The sequence below is a fragment of the Janibacter melonis genome, assembly GCF_003721155.3.
Taxonomy (GTDB): domain Bacteria; phylum Actinomycetota; class Actinomycetes; order Actinomycetales; family Dermatophilaceae; genus Marihabitans; species Marihabitans melonis.
On the sequence record NZ_CP044548.2, the window covers coordinates 2761897 to 2777657 of the forward strand.

General features: G+C 72.7%; 13 protein-coding genes. 5 read left to right on the forward strand and 8 right to left on the reverse strand.

Features of this window, described 5'->3' with window-relative positions; translation table 11 throughout:
• Positions 1-232 precede the first annotated feature (232 nt).
• Positions 233-814: a DUF6642 family protein gene (locus tag EEW87_RS13235; RefSeq protein ID WP_123092613.1), complete on the forward strand. Its 582-nt coding sequence runs from the start codon at positions 233-235 to the stop codon at positions 812-814.
• A gap of 75 nt (positions 815-889) precedes the next feature.
• Here EEW87_RS13235 and EEW87_RS13240 read toward each other — a convergent pair whose 3' ends face one another.
• Both EEW87_RS13240 and EEW87_RS13245 read right to left on the reverse strand, forming a co-directional pair.
• Positions 890-1657: an isocitrate lyase/PEP mutase family protein gene (locus EEW87_RS13240; protein WP_123092612.1), complete on the reverse strand. Its 768-nt coding sequence runs from the start codon at positions 1655-1657 to the stop codon at positions 890-892.
• Between the two features lie 82 nt (positions 1658-1739).
• Entirely contained in the window at positions 1740-2603 is an 864-nt protein-coding gene (locus tag EEW87_RS13245) for an SDR family oxidoreductase (protein ID WP_123092611.1), read from the reverse strand.
• A 116-nt stretch (positions 2604-2719) separates the two neighbouring features.
• Here EEW87_RS13245 and EEW87_RS13250 point away from each other — a divergent pair, with 116 nt between their 5' ends.
• On the forward strand, positions 2720-3004 hold the full coding sequence (locus EEW87_RS13250) for a DUF7218 family protein (RefSeq protein WP_123092610.1): 285 nt from the start codon (positions 2720-2722) through the stop codon (positions 3002-3004).
• Between the two features lie 22 nt (positions 3005-3026).
• On the opposite strand, the gene EEW87_RS13255 is transcribed toward EEW87_RS13250, so the two are convergent.
• Positions 3027-3830 carry an acyl-CoA thioesterase gene (locus tag EEW87_RS13255; RefSeq protein WP_123092609.1) on the reverse strand — a complete coding sequence of 268 codons (804 nt, stop codon included), beginning with the start codon at positions 3828-3830 and terminating at the stop codon, positions 3027-3029.
• Positions 3831-3993: 163 nt separating this feature from the next.
• On the opposite strand from EEW87_RS13255, the gene EEW87_RS13260 reads away from it, so the two are divergent.
• Both EEW87_RS13260 and EEW87_RS13265 read left to right on the forward strand, forming a co-directional pair.
• Positions 3994-4869, forward strand: a complete 876-nt coding sequence (locus tag EEW87_RS13260) for a MerR family transcriptional regulator (RefSeq protein WP_123092608.1) — start codon at positions 3994-3996, stop codon at positions 4867-4869.
• 117 nt (positions 4870-4986) lie between these two features.
• Positions 4987-5889: a hypothetical protein gene (locus tag EEW87_RS13265; RefSeq protein ID WP_123092607.1), complete on the forward strand. Its 903-nt coding sequence runs from the start codon at positions 4987-4989 to the stop codon at positions 5887-5889.
• A gap of 4 nt (positions 5890-5893) precedes the next feature.
• On the opposite strand, the gene EEW87_RS13270 is transcribed toward EEW87_RS13265, so the two are convergent.
• From EEW87_RS13270 to EEW87_RS13285, 4 genes are all read right to left on the reverse strand, one after another.
• Positions 5894-6853 carry an SDR family NAD(P)-dependent oxidoreductase gene (locus EEW87_RS13270; protein WP_123092606.1) on the reverse strand — a complete coding sequence of 320 codons (960 nt, stop codon included), beginning with the start codon at positions 6851-6853 and terminating at the stop codon, positions 5894-5896.
• Entirely contained in the window at positions 6850-10146 is a 3297-nt protein-coding gene (locus EEW87_RS17235; protein ID WP_318825918.1) for a DUF1365 family protein, read from the reverse strand. The genes EEW87_RS13270 and EEW87_RS17235 overlap by 4 nt, the downstream gene beginning before the upstream one ends.
• The gene (locus tag EEW87_RS13280) at positions 10143-10571 is read right to left on the reverse strand and encodes an SRPBCC family protein (protein WP_068271563.1); all 429 of its coding nucleotides are present in this window, start codon (positions 10569-10571) and stop codon (positions 10143-10145) included. Before EEW87_RS13280 ends, EEW87_RS17235 begins: the two co-directional genes overlap by 4 nt.
• A 282-nt stretch (positions 10572-10853) precedes the next feature.
• Positions 10854-12428, reverse strand: a complete 1575-nt coding sequence (locus EEW87_RS13285; protein ID WP_123092604.1) for a hypothetical protein — start codon at positions 12426-12428, stop codon at positions 10854-10856.
• 160 nt (positions 12429-12588) lie between these two features.
• Here EEW87_RS13285 and EEW87_RS13290 point away from each other — a divergent pair, with 160 nt between their 5' ends.
• The gene (locus EEW87_RS13290) at positions 12589-14007 is read left to right on the forward strand and encodes an MFS transporter (protein WP_123092603.1); all 1419 of its coding nucleotides are present in this window, start codon (positions 12589-12591) and stop codon (positions 14005-14007) included.
• Between the two features lies 1 nt (position 14008).
• On the opposite strand, the gene EEW87_RS13295 is transcribed toward EEW87_RS13290, so the two are convergent.
• Positions 14009-15694 (reverse strand): PucR family transcriptional regulator, encoded by a 1686-nt coding sequence (locus tag EEW87_RS13295; protein ID WP_163562457.1) that lies wholly within the window; start codon positions 15692-15694, stop codon positions 14009-14011.
• Between the last annotated feature and the right edge of the window lie 67 nt (positions 15695-15761).

Here is a 15761-nt window from a genome sequence, read left to right on the forward strand (position 1 = left end):
GGTGCGGCGCCCAAGGATCCGAGGGCCCGAGCCTGAGCGCGAATCGCCGCTACGCCGATGACGTAGCGGCGATCCGCGCTCACCGACGTGGAGCTCTTCGGCGCTGAGGCGGGGTTAGCTGTCGCCTTACCTTCACCTAGACGTGTGATCACGTGCATACGACTCCTGGCTTCACTAGCGTGACGACCAGGCCGGCAGATCGGCACGCGTGAACGATCAGGGTGGAGGAACTGTGGCGACGAACGGCATCTACTGCCTCGAAGGTGAGTGGGACGCTGACCTGCGCAAGAGACAGAGTGTCCAGCCTGTGCTCCAGATGCTCGAGAGCCTGGGGATGATCAAGTTCATCCACCGTGACGTCGCGACGAGAGAGGAGCTCGAGCACTACCTCGCGCGATGGGAGCGCAGCACCTACGACGACTACCAGGTGCTGTACCTCGCGACTCACGGAGACCGGTCGACCATCTCGTGGTCGTCGCACAACTCGATGACGTTGGACGGGCTCGCTGACGCCCTCGGCGACACAGCCCAGGGGTGCTACGTCTACCTCGGTGGTTGCAGCGTGCTGGCGTCCGAGGAGGACGCCTCGCGGTTCGTCCGCAAGACCGGTGCGGCCGCACTCTGCGGGTACCGCAAGGACGTGGACTGGATCGAGGGCGCGGCATTCGAGCTCATCATGCTCGACGCGCTGGCCAACCACACGGGTCGTCCCAAGACGCTCTTCATATCACTGATGAAGCGCCATTCCCAGCTCGCTGCCCTGTACGAATTTGTGCTCGTCACGAAGGCAGAGGTCTTCTCCAGTAAGAAGTGAGCGCGAATCGCCGCTACGCCGACGACGTAGCGGCGATCCGCGCTCACCGACTGATCGGGAGCGGGGCGAAGGGGGTCAGGGCGCCCAGGGCCGCAGCAGCTGCGCCATCGGGTCGCCGAGCGCCATCTGGAGCAGCGGGCCGAAGGTGATGCGCTGCACGCCTGCCGCCTTGAGCTCCTCGAAGGAGCCCGACATCGACCCGTCGACGGGGTGGGCCGTGACGTTCAGCGGGGTGCTCACGGCGTCGAGCATCGCGCGCAGGGCAGCGGCGTCGGGCAGGCGCACGGGGTAGAGGCTGCGCGCCCCGGCCTGCTCGCAGGCCTGCATGCGGGTGATCGCCTCGGCGAGCGGGTCGGCGAACTTCTCGGTGCCGTGCACGAGAGCGTCGGTGCGCGCGTTGATGACGAGCTCGACCCCGGCGGCGTCGGCAGCCTGGCGCAGCGCGCCGATGTAGTCCGCGTGCTCCGCGACCTCGCGGACCCGTCCCCCTTCGCCGTGCACCGTGTCCTCGACGTTGATGCCGACGGCGCCCGCCTCGAGGACCCGTTCGACGAGCTCTGCCGCGGGGGTGCCGTACCCGGACTCGACGTCGGCGGTCACGGGCAGGTCGACGCTCGCGCAGATCCGCGAGATGCCGTCGAGCGCGTCGTCGAGGGTCATGCCCTCCCCGTCCTGCTGCCCACGGCTGTCGGCGAGCGGGTGGCTGCCGATGCTCAGCCCGAGGAAGCCGGCGTCAGCGGCCGCACGGGCGCTCCACGCGTCCCACACGGTCGGCAGGACGAGGGTCTCGCCCGTGTGGTGGAGTCGGAGCAGCTCGCTGGCCTTGGTCTGGATGTCGCTCATGCCACGACGATGGCAGACCGGACGGGCGAAGGGGGCGGGCCGCCGCCCCCTTCGTCCAGGGTCGCCCACCCGTCGGCCGGTCCTAGAAGATCGGCTTGCCGCCGGTGACGCCGAGGACCGTGCCTGAGACGTAGGACGCCTCGTCGGAGGCGAGGAAGACGTAGGCCGCGGCGACCTCGACGGGATGACCGGCACGGCCCAGCGGGGTGTCGGCGCCGAAGCCCTCGACCTTGTCCGCAGCCATCGTCGCAGGGATGAGCGGGGTCCAGATGGGCCCGGGCGCGACGGCGTTGACGCGGGTGCCGGCGGGGCCCAGCTCGGCGGCGAGGTTGACGACGAGGTTGTTGAGGGCAGCCTTCGTCGCCGCGTAGTCGAGCAGGTGGCTCGAGGGCTCCATCGCCTGGATCGACGTCGTGACGATGACCGACCCGCCGGCGAGCTCTTCGGCGAGCTCGCGCACGAGCCAGAAGGGTCCGAAGACGTTGGTCTCGAAGGTGCGCACCACCTGGTCCGCGGGGAAGTCCGCCAGCTCGTCGTGGGTCATCTGGTACGCGGCGTTGCACACGAGCACGTCGACGCCCCCGAGCTGCTCGACGGCGTCGCGGGCGACCTGCACGTTGGCCTCGTGCGTGCGCAGGTCGGCGGGCAGGAGCACGCAGCGGCGCCCCTCGGCCTCGACGAGCGCCTTCGTCTGCTCGGCGTCGGCCTGCTCCTGGGGCAGGTGCGCGACGGCGACGTCGGCGCCCTCCTTGGCGAAGGTCACGGCGACCGCCCGGCCGATCCCGGAGTCGCCCCCGGTGATCAGGGCGCGGCGCCCGGTGAGGCGCTCGCGGCCGGTCCACGTGCTCTCGCCGTGGTCGGCCGGCGGGTCGAGCTCGGCCGTGGTGCCCGGCCAGTCCTGGGTCTGCGGGGGGATGGCGGACAGGTCTGCTCGATCGGGGCTCATCGACCCTGTCTACCGGCGCGGCCCGGGGCGGGTCGTCACCCGAGGGGGTGCGATCTCCCGCTGGGCCCTCCCCGCGCGGCTAGCGTCGGGAGGACCCGTGACGAAGGAGGAACCCCATGGCCAAGGACTCGAGCGCGAAGGGCGACCCCGGCCCGTCCGTGAAGGACCCGGAGGTCTACGAGGCCCTGCGCGACGACGGCGCGAGCAAGGAGAAGGCAGCCCGGATCGCCAACGCCGCGGCCAACAGCTCCCGCTCGCAGGTCGGGCGCAAGGGCGGTCACGGCGAGGACTACGACGAGCGCACGAAGGACGAGCTCATGGAGCGCGCCCGTGAGCTCGACATCGAGGGTCGCTCGTCGATGACGAAGGACGAGCTCATCGACGCGCTGCGCAACCGCTGAGCGCCGGGGTGGCCCGAGCGCCTCAGCCGAAGACGGTCACCGTCTGCCGGCTGATGGCAACGAGTGTGCCGTCGGGCCGCCACACGTGCGCATGGGTGTGCCCGTAGCCGTGCCCGGCGTGGTCGGTGCGCACCTCGTAGGCCCAGAACTCGTCGGGCTCGGCGGTGACGTCCTCGACGAGCTCGAGGGTCCACGTGAGGCTGCTCGCCGGGCGCGGCTGCGCGAGCATCTGGATGACGGCCGGCGGCCACGCGTCGACGAGCGAGACGAAGTGCTCCTCGCCGAAGGTCGGGGTCGGCTCACGGAAGCGCATCCAGCCGAGCATGTGCGAGGTTGACGCCGTCGTGTACGGCATGCCGCCGTCGGCCAGGCGCAGGTCGACATGGGCGAAGAAGTCCGGGGTCACCCCCGGGACGTGGGGCAGCGCGGTCGTCTCGTCCGGCGATGGCAGGACCGGGTAGGCGGCAGAGGGGGCGACGGAGACCGTCGAGGCCCGCTCCGCGCCGAGGCTCGCGAGCAGGACGGCGACGACCGCGCCGTCCTGGCGCATCGTCACCTGCCCCTGGGTCACGCTCGAGCCGGCGCGCAGCACGCTGACGTCGAGGTCGGCGGGGCCGGCCGTCGCGGGGGCGACGAAGGAGACGGTCATCGACCGAAGGGGGAGCCCCCGCGAGGCCCCCTCGAGACGGCCGCGCAGGGCTGCGAGCATCACCCCGGCGACGACCCCGCCGTAGGTCGCCCGACCCTGCCCCCAGCCCGCCGCGAGGCGGCCGGAACCGGCCCTCGCGGCGTCGAGCATCGACTGCAGATCACCCTCGTGCGTCATGCGGCAGATCCTGCCATCAGGCGCAGGTCTGCCACTCGACGAGGGGGTGGACAGGCAGATCCGCGAAGATCCAGGAGCAAAACCGTCCAAGATCCCCTGACCTGCACCGACGTGACAAACCTTTGTCCAGGGTTGGGCTTGCCAGCCTTCCTACACTGGTCGTGTGACTCAAGGAATTCGCATCGGAGAGCTGGCCCGCAGGACGGGTCTGTCCCCTGATGTCCTGCGCGTGTGGGAGCGCCGCTTCAAGCTCTTCACCCCCGATCGGACCCCCGGCGGGTACCGCCTGTACACGCCCACCGACGAACGCCTCGCCCGCGACGTCATCGCGCTCAAGGAGCAGGGCATCGGGCTCGCGGCCGCCGTCAAGCAGGCCCGGTCGGCCTTCGAGCCCGGGGCCCCCGTCCCGACGAACGAAGAGCTGGCCAAGGACATCGACGACGCGGTCTGCGCCCTCGACCAGGTCGCCGTCGTCGCCGCCGTGCGCCGCGCGACCCACCTGCTCGGGGTCGAGGCCGCCATCGTCGACGTCTTCCTGCCCTACCTCGTCGTCCTCGGGCACCAGTGGGAGACGGGTCAGGTCTCCGTGGCGCACGAGCACTTCGCGAGCCACACGATCCGCAAGCACGTCGGAGCCCTCGGTCTCGACCTCGCCTCGGCCGGTCGGCGCGTCGGCATCGTCGCCTGCCCGCCCGGCGAGCGCCACGACATCGCGGCGCTCATGACCGCCGTCGTGCTCTCCCGCCGGGGCTGGTCGGTGCGCTTCCTCGGCGCCGACACCCCGCTCGCCGCGATCGACACCGTCGCCACCCGGGTCCGGGCCGACGCGGTCGTGCTCGGCGGTACCCGGCGCGAGGTCTTCGAGCCCCTCACCCCGCTCGTGCGTCGGCTGTCCGGCTCGACCCAGGTCGCGATCGGCGGCTCGGGCGCGTCCGAGGAGCTCGCCGCGAGCATCGGCGCGACCCTCCTGCCCTCGGACCCCGTGCAGGCCGTCCTGCACCTCGACGCGCTCGTCGTCGAGCCCTCGCGCTCGGCCTGACGGCCCCTCGGCGCAGGCCCCTGGCACGCCCGACGGGGAGTCCTCCCCGCCCGGATCCTGGGCCGGCACGGCTCGTCGCCTGGCCCCTCGGGCATGCCGGATGGTTGGCTGACGGCCATGACGACCCCTCCGCCCCCCGGCACCCCTCCGCACGACCCCTCTGGCAGCACCGGCCCCGGCTACGGCCCGCCGAGCGGGCCCCCGTCGGGCCCCGGCTACGGCGGCCCCGCAGGCCCGGGCTACGGCAGCCCCAGCCCCTACCCCGGTGGGCCCGGTGGCGGGGGCTACGGCCCCCCGAGCGGCCCGGGCGGGTACATGTCCGCCCCGCCGCCCACCGGCGGCTACCGCACGAGCCAGCTCGAGCCGGTCGAGGCGATCAAGTACGGCTGGGCCGCCTTCACGCGCAACCCCGTGCCCTACCTGCTCGTCACGCTGCTGACCCTCGTGCTCACGGGCCTCTTCAACGTCCTGGGCACCTACCTCGACGGCGGCTTCGACCTCGACGCGAGCGGGAACGGCGCGAATGCCGCGTGGAGCCTGCAGCCCTTCGGCATCCTCTTCAGCATGGTCGGCAGCATCATCGCCTCGATCATCTCGCTGGGCATGCTGCGGATGTCCTTCGACGTCCTCGACGGGCGCAAGGCCGAGCTCGGGCGGATGTTCAGCGGCTACAACGTCGGGATCGGCATCCTCACCGGCATCGTCGTCAGCCTGCTGACCTCGGTGGGCTTCCTCTTCTGCATCCTGCCGGGCTTCGTCGTCGGCTTCTTCCTGCTCTTCGCCAGCTCGCGGGTCGTCGACAGCGGCGCCGGGGTGGGCGACGCGCTCTCCGGCAGCTTCCGGCTCGTCAAGGACAACGCCGGCCCGATCTTCCTCTGGGTCCTGCTGCTCGTCCTGCTCGTCATCGCCTCGGTGTGCACCTGCGGCATCGCGCTCTTCGTCACCGTGCCGATCTTCAGCATCAGCACGGCGTACGTCTACCGCGTCATCACCGGCGGGCAGGTCGCCCAGCCGGTCTGACCCGCTACTGCGCCAGCCCTGCGGCCCCGGCGACCCAGTCCCACATCCGGGCTCGGTCGGCCGGGGTCGTGGCATGTCGGCCGAGGTAGGCCGTCGCCCGCGGGCGCCGGTCGTGCCACAGGCCGCCGCCGACCCGCCGGGGTCGGGTCGCGACGAGCCACACGCTCGTGTCGGCCCCCTCCTGCGCCGAGCGCAGCACCGGGCGCGTCACCCGCTCGAAGCGGGGCAGCGAGGCGGTGATGCCCGGCGTCGACGCCCAGCCCGGGTGGGTCGCGTAGACCGCGACGCCGTGGGCGCCCCACCGCTCCTGCAGCGCGCCGAGGATCTCGACCTGGGTGCGCTTGGAGCGCGCGTAGGCCGTGGCCCCGGCGTACTCGCCCCGCAGGTACTCCGGGTCGTCGACGGGCAGGTCCTGGGTGTACATGCCGCCCGACGTCACGAGGACGACGCGCGCGTCGTCGGTGAGCGCCGGCAGCAGCAGGTCTGTGAGCAGAACGGGCCCGAGCACGTGCAGCGCCATCGTCTGCTCGTGCCCCTGCTCGCTCTCGGTGCGCTCGGGCGGCAGGGCCCCCGCGTTGTGCACGAGCCCGCGCAGCGCGACCCCCGCCTCGAGCAGCCGCCCGGCGAGGTCGCGGACGTCGTCGAGGTCGGAGAGGTCGCACCGCCAGGTCGTCAGCCGGGCGAGCCCGGCGTCGACGCCGCGGGCGACGTCCTCCCCCTTCGCCTCGTCGCGGACGACGAGATGCACGTGCGCGCCGAGGTCGTGGAGCATCTGCACGCACGCCTCGCCCAGGCCCGACGAGGCTCCGGTGACGACGACGTGCGTCCCGACGAGCGCGCCGGCGGGGCTGTCCTGCGGCCAGCCCGGCAGCCGCCGACGGGCCGCGAGGCCCAGGCGGGTGTACCCGCCCACGACCGAGAGGTCGAGGGCCGAGTCGATCGCTGCCGAGACGGGGTGCGTCATGCGCTGGCCTCCTGGAGGTCGTCGGTCGAGATGCGCTGGTCGACGCGCTCGATGCTCAGCTGGTGCACGTCGAGATAGCTCGCCTCGAAGCCCGCGCGGCTGTAGCACAGGTAGAAGTGCCACATCCGACGGAAGGTCTCGTCAAGGCCGAGGTCGAGCGACGGCCATGCCCGCTCGAAGCGGTCGTCCCACATCCGCAGGGTCTGCGCGTATGACGGGCCCATCGCGAGGTCCTGGGCGACCCGCAGGCCCGACGGGGCCATCGCGCGGTCCATCGCCTCGAGCGAGGGGATGAGCCCGCCCGGGAAGATGTACTTGTGCACCCACGTGTACGTGTCTCGCGTCGCGAGCATGCGGTGGTCGGGCATGGTGATCGCCTGGATCGCGGCGCGACCGCCGGGGCGCAGCACGCGCTCGATCGTCGCGAAGTACTCGCCGAGGTAGTCCAGGCCGACCGCCTCGATCATCTCCACCGAGACGACGGCGTCGTAGGTGCCCTCGACGAGGCGGTAGTCGCGCACGAGGATCTCGACCTGGTCGGACAGCCCGGCCTCGGCGACCCGCCGGGTGGCGAGGTCGGCCTGCTCGGTCGACAGGGTCACCGTCGTCACGTGCGCCCCGCGGCGGGCCGCCCGCAGGGCCAGCTCGCCCCAGCCGGTGCCGATCTCGAGCAGCTGGGTGCCCGGGCCGACGCAGGCCTCGTCGAGCAGCCGGTCGAACTTCGCGGCCTGGGCGTCGGCGAGGTCGGCCTCGCTCGGGTCCGGGGTCGTGAAGAGGGCCGACGAGTACGCCATCGACGGGTCGAGGAAGGAGGCGAAGAGGTCGTTGGACAGGTCGTAGTGGCGCGAGATGTTCGACCGCGTGTTCTCGACGCTGTTGACCTCGGTGCTCGGGTGGCGGGCGACGTAGGCGGCCCGCAGCCGCTGCCAGCTCGCCGGGACGATATCCTCGACGCGCTCGGCGAAGGCGGTGAGCACGGCAGTGAGGTCGTCGGCCTCCCAGTCGCCGGCCATGTAGGCCTCCCCGAAGCCGATGAGCCCGTGCGTCCCCACCCGGCGGGCGAGGTCGTCGAGACGGCGCACCTGCAGCAGCGGCAGGTCGGTGCGCCCGGCCTTGCCGCCGAGCACGGTGCCGTCGGGCAGCGCGACCCGCACGTCGAGCGAGCGGGCGACCGAGCGGATCAGGCCGGTGGTGACGCGGGCCGCGACCGCCGCGCGGGGGCCGGTCGGCACCGTGGCGACGTCGGGCCAGCGCACGGGGTCGACCCCGCCGCGTCCGAGGACGCCGGGCTGCGCCGGGTGCTCCGGGCGCTGCTGGACCGGCAGGCGGCGGGCCCACAGCGCGATGCCCTGCTGGCGGATCCGGGCCGCCACGGCGAGCGGCTCGGCCGGCTGGCGCCGGGCGATGCGGCGCACGGTGGCCAGCGTCGCGGGCGTGCCGCGGCCGCGCATCGTGGCGACGAAGGGGGCCTCGTCGTCGCGGTCGAGGCGCACGGCGACGTGCACCTCGTCGCCGGGCTCGGGGACGTGGAGCCGGTAGGTGCCCGAGACGTCGTTGAAGGGAGACACGTAGAGCTCCTTGTCGACCGTGGCGTCACCGCGCTCGTCGGGGTGGACGACGTAGGCGTGGCGGTCGCCGTAGGTGTTGTGCACCTCGACGACGACGAACGCCAGCTCGCGGTCCGGGCGGTAGCACCAGTAGACGGTGATGGGGTTGAAGACGTAGCCGAGGACCCGGGCGCTCGTGAGCATGAGCACCTGCCCGCCCTCGAGGTCGATGCCGTGCTCGGCGAGGAGGTGGTCGACGTTGTCGCGGATCGAGCGCTCGGGGTCACCGATGTGGTCACGGGCCTCGAAGCGGGCGAGCGCCCCGTGGTCGGGCAGGTGGTCGAGGTCGACGAGCCACGAGTAGGAGCGGGTCGAGAAGCGATGGCGAAGGGGGGAGCGCCGCGAGTGCTCGACCTTCGTGCGGTAGATCAGCGGGAGCACCGGGTGCGCCGGCGCGGGCTCCGTCCGCGGCGTCTCGTCCCACGTGGCGCCGAGACGCTCGGCGGCCCGCAGGCCGGACAGCGCACCGTCCTCGTGGAAGCCCCACCCGTGGTACGCGCCGGCGAAGACCACCCGGTCGGTGCCGATGGTGCCCAGCCGCTGCTGCGCGTCGACCGATGCGGCGGTGTAGAGCGGGTGCTCGTAGTCCATCGTCGCGATGACCTTGTCGGGGTCGACGAGGTCGGCGCCGCCGAGGGTGCACAGCAGCCGCGTGTCGCCGGTGCGCAGGCGCTGCAGCCGGGTGAGGTCGTAGGTGACGACGACCTCGCCGGGGCGCTCGGAGTCCGGGACGAGGTAGTTCCAGGACGCCCGCGCCCGCGGGGTGCGGGGCAGCACCGACTCGTCGGTGTGCAGCTGGGCGAGGTTGCGCGAGTAGGGGATCGCGCCGAGGACCTCGCGCTGGGCGTCGGTCGGCTCGGCGAGGAGCGACAGCGCGGCCGGCGCGTGGGTCGCCACGACGACGGCGTCGACGTGGTCGGTGCGGCCGTCGGCGAGGGTGATCGTCACCCCGTCCTCGCTCTCGCGCACGGAGGCGACCGGGCTGGAGAGGTGGACCTCGTCGAGCCGCGCCGCGACGCGCTCGACGTAGGTGCGCGATCCGCCGGAGACGGTGCGCCAGGCGGGGCTGCCGAGGACGCCGAGCATCCCGTGGTGGGAGAGGAAGGTGAAGAGGGAGCGCGCCGGGTAGGCCTCGGCGTCGGCCGGGTCGCAGGACCACACGGCGGCGACGAGAGGGGTGAGGAACCAGCGCCGCAGGTCGGCCGAGAAGCCCTGCGCCGCGACGAACTCGCCCAGGCTCGGGCCGGTGCCGCCGTCCTCCGGTGCGTCGAGGAGCTCGCGGGCGGCCGCGTGGAAGCGGGGGATCTCGGCGAGCATCCGCAGGTAGCGCGGTCGGGCGAGCATCCGCGCGGAGGGGATGATGCCGCTCGCACCCTGGCCGCCGGCGTACTCGACGCCGTCGGAGTCGGCCCGCACCGACATGCTCATGTCGGACTGCTGCGCCTCGACGCCGAGCTCGTCGAAGAGACGCAGGAGCGTCGGGTAGGTGCGGTCGTTGTGGACGATGAAGCCGGTGTCGACCGGCACGACGCGGCCGTCGACCTCGACGTCCTGGGTGTGGGCGTGACCGCCGAGACGGTCGTCGGCCTCGTAGAGGACGACGGAGTCCGTGCGCGACAGGACGTGGGCGGCCACGAGGCCGGAGACCCCGCTGCCGACGACCGCGACGCGGCGGCGTGCGCTCACAGGGAGCCCACCGCGTCGGAGAGGGTGCGCTCGGTCTGGTCGGCGAGACGGCCGAAGAGGGCGGACATCACCGGGGTCGCGATCTTCAGCGGGCCCGACAAGGTGAGCTCGGCGTCGTAGACGACCGTGCTGCCCGCGCCGTGCTCGCGCACGTCGATGCGGTCGTGCAGGGTCGTCGAGCCGTTGCGCCCGGTGAGCTCGACGTGCGGGAAGTCGGCCCGCTCGAGGGTGTACATCACCTCGACCTCGCGGCCGCCGAAGCGGGAGACGTTGCGGTAGACCGAGCCGGGGCTCCCGTCCCCCTCGACGAGCTCGCACGACACGGTGCCGTGGTCCCACTCGGTGGCGTTGGTGAAGTCGGCCAGGTACGCGTGCACCCGGTGGGGCGGGGTGTCGGTGTGGATCTCGCGATGTGCACGAGGCATGGGGGTGCTCCCTTCGATCGACGGACAGAGGACCAACTGACGGTCGGTCGTGTCCATGCCGTGTCCAACCTGTCGACCCGGGTGCGATGACGCTCCGTCGAGCAGGAACGTACCCCCACCCGACGGATCCCGCCGGGAGATGCCCGTGTCGACCTGCATACCCCCGGTTCGGAGCCCTGGGCGGTCCGGTTTGGTCGGTCCTGCGCGAGCGCGAAGGGGGGGCAGCGCGCCGCACGCCCCCGTCGGGCGACGGGGGCGTGCGGGACGTGCAGGTGGGTGGCGCTAGCCGAAGAGGACGACGGCCGCGATCGTCGAGACGACGAGGCCGGCCATCACGGGCAGGAAGCACATCCGGGCCAGCTCGAGGACGTTGACCCGGGCGAAGCCGGCGACCGCGATGAGCGAGGACCACGCGACGAGCGTGCCGCCGCCGGACCAGATGTTGCCCATCTGGCCGACCGCCGCGAGGGTCTCGGGCGAGACCCCGACGACGGGACCGAGGCTGCCGGCGAAGGCGCCGGTGAGGGGCAGCCCGGAGAAGCCCGAGCCGTCGAGGCCGGCGATGAGACCGATGAGCAGGATGCCGAAGGCGGTGACGAAGCCGTTCTCGGGGATGTGCTGCTGGAGGTTGAGCACGACGTCGAAGAGCAGGTTCGGCCCGGTGACGCTCCCGTCGGCGGCCGGAGCCACCCCGAGGATGGTCCCGGAGAAGTCGCCGTTGCCGATGAAGAAGAAGCCGGCGATCGGCAGGACGACACCCATCGCCTTGAAGGCGAAGACGAGGCCGTCGGTGACGTGCTCGGCCGAGCGCTCGAGGAAGGTCGAGCGCCCCTCGGCGAAGGTCGCGAAGAAGATCGTCATCGCCGCGATGCCGCCGACGAGGGCAGCCGCGTCGCCACCCTTGAGGCTGTCCTCGCTGCCGCCCTGCGACAGGCTGTAGACGAGGTAGGCGATGAGCGCGGCGTAGGCCACCGGCACGAAGATGGCGAAGAAGACCGAGGTGCGGCGCTTGACGCCGGGCACCCCCGCGACCTCCTCGTCGGGCTCGACGGGCGCGTCGAGCACCCCGACCGAGCCGACCCCTTCGGGTCCTCCGCCGAGCTCGGTCTCGCGCAGCGCGACGCCGTGACCGGTCGTCGGCGCGTCGACGACCTCGGTGTTCTTCGCGATCGCCTCGCTGTCGGTGAGCTCCCACTCGGTGAGCAGCTCCTGGCTGGCCGGGCGCATCTTGCGGATCTCGAGCAGGTAGCCCATGACGAGAGCGATCCCGCCGGTGATGAGCGAGAGCACGAGCGCGCGGTTGGCGATGACGTCGGCGTTCGCGTTGGCCGCCGTCGCCGACAGGCCCGGCGCGACGCGGATGACGTAGTCGCTCGACAGGGCCATGCCCTGACCGGCGACCGCGATGGCGAAGCCGGCGGCGAGGGGCCGCAGGCCCGCACGGATGGCGACCGGCACGAGGACGGCGCCGATGAGCGGGACCGCCGGCGTCGGCCAGAAGAAGAGCGAGATGAGGTAGGTCGCGACCGCGATCGTCCAGAAGGACAGGTGCGCGTTGCGCATGACCGGGCGGAAGGGCGTGACCATGAGCTTGTCGGACCCGAGCGACTGCAGCGCCCCGAGCATCGCGGTGACGAGCGCGATGATGAGGAAGATGTTGAAGAGCTCCTTCGCGGCCACGAGGCTGGCGTTGAAGATCGCGGCGAGCGCGTCGGGCAGCGAGCCGGTGAAGGCGAGCGCCGTGAGCATCGTGAAGAAGACGGCGGGGACGATGATGTTCTTGCGGGCCAGCATCGTCGCGAGGATGGCGACGATGCCGACGACGTACACCCAGTGGGCGAGGGTTATGTCGATCATGCGGGGAGTGCTCCTGACCAGGGAGGGGCGGTGCTGCTAATAGCCGGCAAGCCTGCCGAGACGTCGTCTTGGTGGTCTACGTCAGGGATGCACAGGCAAGCGCGTGAATTACTGTGCAGGTGTCCTCTTACGGGGATGTTTCGGCGAGAGGATCGTGAGCGTGAACTCCGCTGACGCGGGTCCGCAGGGGAGCGAAGGGAGCACCGTGCCGCGCAGCGACGTGCCGGGCCGCCGGTCGGCCCTCCTCGCCGTCGGCGCCCTCCTCCTCGTGACGATCATCGGCACGATGTCGAACAACATCGTCAACGTCCCCCTCCGTCAGGTCGCGGCGGACTTCGACGAGCCCGTCGCCTACGCGGTGCTGTGCGTCAGCGCCTTCAGCCTCATGCTGGCGATCACCCTGCCCCTCACCGGCTGGCTCGGTGACCGCTTCGGGCGCAAGCGGGTGCTCGTCGCCTTCCTCGCGCTCATGTGCGCCTCGCAGCTGGCCGCCGCGCTCGCCCCCAACCTGCCCTTCCTCATCGGCACGCGCGCGCTGCAGGGGCTGGGCTGCTCGGCGATCCCGCCGCTCGTCATGGGCATCCTCATCGTCGTCTACCCGCAGCAGCGCGGCCGCCTCATGGGGGCCTGGGCCGCCGCGAACGGCGTCGGCCAGGCGCTCGGGCCACCGGTCGGGGGGATCGTCGCGGACGCCTTCGGGTGGCGGGCGATCTTCGTGCTCGTCGCGGTGCTCACCGGCATCGCCCTGACGGTCATCTCCGCCGCCGTGCCCCGGGTCGAGCCGCGCGAGGCGCCCTTCCACGTCCCCGGGGCTGTGCTGCTCACCGGCGGTGCCGGCCTCGTCCTGCTCGGGGCGACGCTGCTCAGCCAGCCGGTCGTCGACCGCCGCGTCGACGTCGCGCTCGTCGTCCTCGGCCTGCTCCTCCTCGCCGGCTTCGTCAAGGTCTCCTACGGCAACCCGCGGGCGCTCATCCCCCTTCGCCTCATCGGCGAGGTGCGCTTCTTCCGCAGCTGCTTCGCCGCCTTCGCCCAGATGTTCATGCTCGGCACGAGCCTCGTCGCCGCGCCGCTGGTGCTCACCGGCCCGATGGGGCTGAGCCTGAGCCAGGCGGGGGTGATCTTCTTCGCGCTGCCCGTGATGATGGCCGTCTCCGCGCCGCTCGTCGGGCGCGTCGCCGAGCGCTGGTCGCCGCGGGGGGTGCTGCGCCTGGGTCTGCTCGGGGTCGTCGTCGTCGCGGTCGCCAGCGCCGTCGTCGTGAGCGCCGAGGTGCCGCCGCTCGGCCCGCTCGTGGTCTGCCTTCTCCTCGCGGGCGTCGCGATGGCGATGGTCCAGACGCCGGCGGCCACCGGGGCGACGCGCTCGCCCGCGGGGGCGATCGGATCCGGGCTGGGCCTGTTCAACCTCACCCGCTTCGCGGGCTCGACGGCCGGCGCGGCCTGGGTGGCGATGATCGCGCCGTCGGGGCGGATGGGCGTGATCTTCGTCGGGGCCGCGGTCGTCGGGCTCGTCGCGCTGGGCGTGACCTTCGCCGGGCGCACCCCGGCGCAGGAGCCCGACGTCGTCGCCGTCGCGGCCTGAGTCAGCCCGACTCGACGGAGTCGCCGACGGCGTCGGCGGTGCGCGCGAGCAGGTCCAGCTTGAGCGCGAGCCACACGGCGAACTGCGTCTCGGGGTCGCGCAGGTCCTGGGCGACGGCCTTCGAGGCCCGCTCGAGCTTGTAGAGCATCGTGTTGCGGTGGACCTGGAGGTCGCGGGCGGCCTGGGTGAGGTTGCCGCCGGCCTCGATGTAGGTCTCGACGGCCTCGTCGAGGTCTCCGCTCGCCTCACGAAGGGGGGAGACGAGCTCGTGCGCGTAGGCCCGGCCGCGCGGGTCGAGGGCGAGGTCGAGCAGGGTGGCGTAGACCCGCATGTCGGTGAAGCCGGCCGGCTCGCCGACCCCGAGCTGGGCGGCGAGGGCGAGGGCGATGCGCGCCTCGCGATAGCTCTCGTTGATGCGCATCGCCCCGTCGACGGGGCGGCCGTAGGTGACGAGGATGGCCCGGTCGGTCTCGGGCTGGAGACGCCGGTGCAGGGCGGTGGCGTAGCCCGCGAGCTCGCTCGTGCCGCTGTCGTGTCCGGAGCGCCGGGCGGGGGCCACCTCGCGCACGACGGCGATGACGTCGCCGACGACGGCGGACAGGGCGGCCCGCTCCTCGGCGCCGCGCAGGCGCAGGGCCTCACGGGCCATGTTGGCCAGGCGCTGGGGCGAGTCGTTGTCGGCGATGAGGCCGCGGGCCTGGAGCACGACGACGCCGTAGCGGCGGTCGACGGGGAAGCGGCGGTGCGCCGCTCGGGCGGAGAGGTCGGCGGAGTTCGAGAAGCGGCCGTGGAGCAGGGCGTGGACGAAGTTGCCGCGGGCGCGCTCCTCGGCGCGCTCGACGCTGCGGGTGCGCAGCATCTCGGTGGCGACGATGCCGACGGCCTGCTGGAGAGCGATGGTGCGCGTCGCGACGTCGTGCCCGGCGGGCTGCGGGTCGTCGTCGACGAGGACCAGCCAGCCCTCCGAGCGCTCGGCGACGCTCACCTCGGCGCTGAGGACGTGCACGGGGATCCCCTTCGCCTCGGCCTGCTGCTCGTGGACGAGGTGGTGGTCGCTGCTCAGGGGGGCGGGTCGCCCGGGGTGCGCCGTGACCTGGCGGGCGATCGAGCCCGCTGTCGTCGAGTCGAGCCAGGGCTCCTGGTCACGGGCCACGGCGTGCAGCGAGCTCGTCGCGTCGAGGAAGGCGACGGCGCAGCCCGTGAGGCGCTCGAGCTGCTGGCAGATCGCCTCGACGCCGCTGCCGCGGTGCAGGTGCACGGCGAGGGTCTCGTGGACGCGGGTGGCGTAGCGCAGGACGTGGCTCTCGTGGGCGAGCGCGAGCTGGGCGACGAGCCGCACGACGGCGTCGACCGACGCGCCGGCGCGGAAGCCGACGACCGGCAGCGGCGAGCCCGGGCCGGCGGCGCGCCAGCGCTCCTCGTCGGGCTCGCGCACGAGGACGGCGACCGCGCCGCGACGGGCCAGCGGGTCGAGGTGCGCGGGTGAGAGGTCGCGGTCGTCGCCGACGACGACGGTGCGGTGCAGGTCGCTCTCGTTGGCGAGCACCTCGAGCGCGGGCCGGGCCCAGTCGACGACCGCGTCGTCCGGCCCGTCGAGGATCGGGCAGGCCGAGCGCAGCAGCGGCTCGGCGAGGACGGAGCGCAGCGTGACCTGCTCGGCGGCGCCGTCGACGGGGGTCTCCCTCATCTGTGCAGTGTAGCCAGGCAGACCCGGCGAAGGTCATGCATTGTGACCATTGAGGACGGCTCGCGAG

Coding starts and splice junctions, on each gene's coding strand:
- EEW87_RS13240 (WP_123092612.1), bottom strand. CDS start 1,657: ATGAGCGACATCCAGACCAAGGCCAGCGAGCTGCTCCGACTCCACCAC.
- EEW87_RS13245 (WP_123092611.1), bottom strand. CDS start 2,603: ATGAGCCCCGATCGAGCAGACCTGTCCGCCATCCCCCCGCAGACCCAG.
- EEW87_RS13250 (WP_123092610.1), top strand. CDS start 2,720: ATGGCCAAGGACTCGAGCGCGAAGGGCGACCCCGGCCCGTCCGTGAAG.
- EEW87_RS13255 (WP_123092609.1), bottom strand. CDS start 3,830: ATGACGCACGAGGGTGATCTGCAGTCGATGCTCGACGCCGCGAGGGCC.
- EEW87_RS13265 (WP_123092607.1), top strand. CDS start 4,987: ATGACGACCCCTCCGCCCCCCGGCACCCCTCCGCACGACCCCTCTGGC.
- EEW87_RS13270 (WP_123092606.1), bottom strand. CDS start 6,853: ATGACGCACCCCGTCTCGGCAGCGATCGACTCGGCCCTCGACCTCTCG.
- EEW87_RS13280 (WP_068271563.1), bottom strand. CDS start 10,571: ATGCCTCGTGCACATCGCGAGATCCACACCGACACCCCGCCCCACCGG.
- EEW87_RS13285 (WP_123092604.1), bottom strand. CDS start 12,428: ATGATCGACATAACCCTCGCCCACTGGGTGTACGTCGTCGGCATCGTC.
- EEW87_RS13295 (WP_163562457.1), bottom strand. CDS start 15,694: ATGAGGGAGACCCCCGTCGACGGCGCCGCCGAGCAGGTCACGCTGCGC.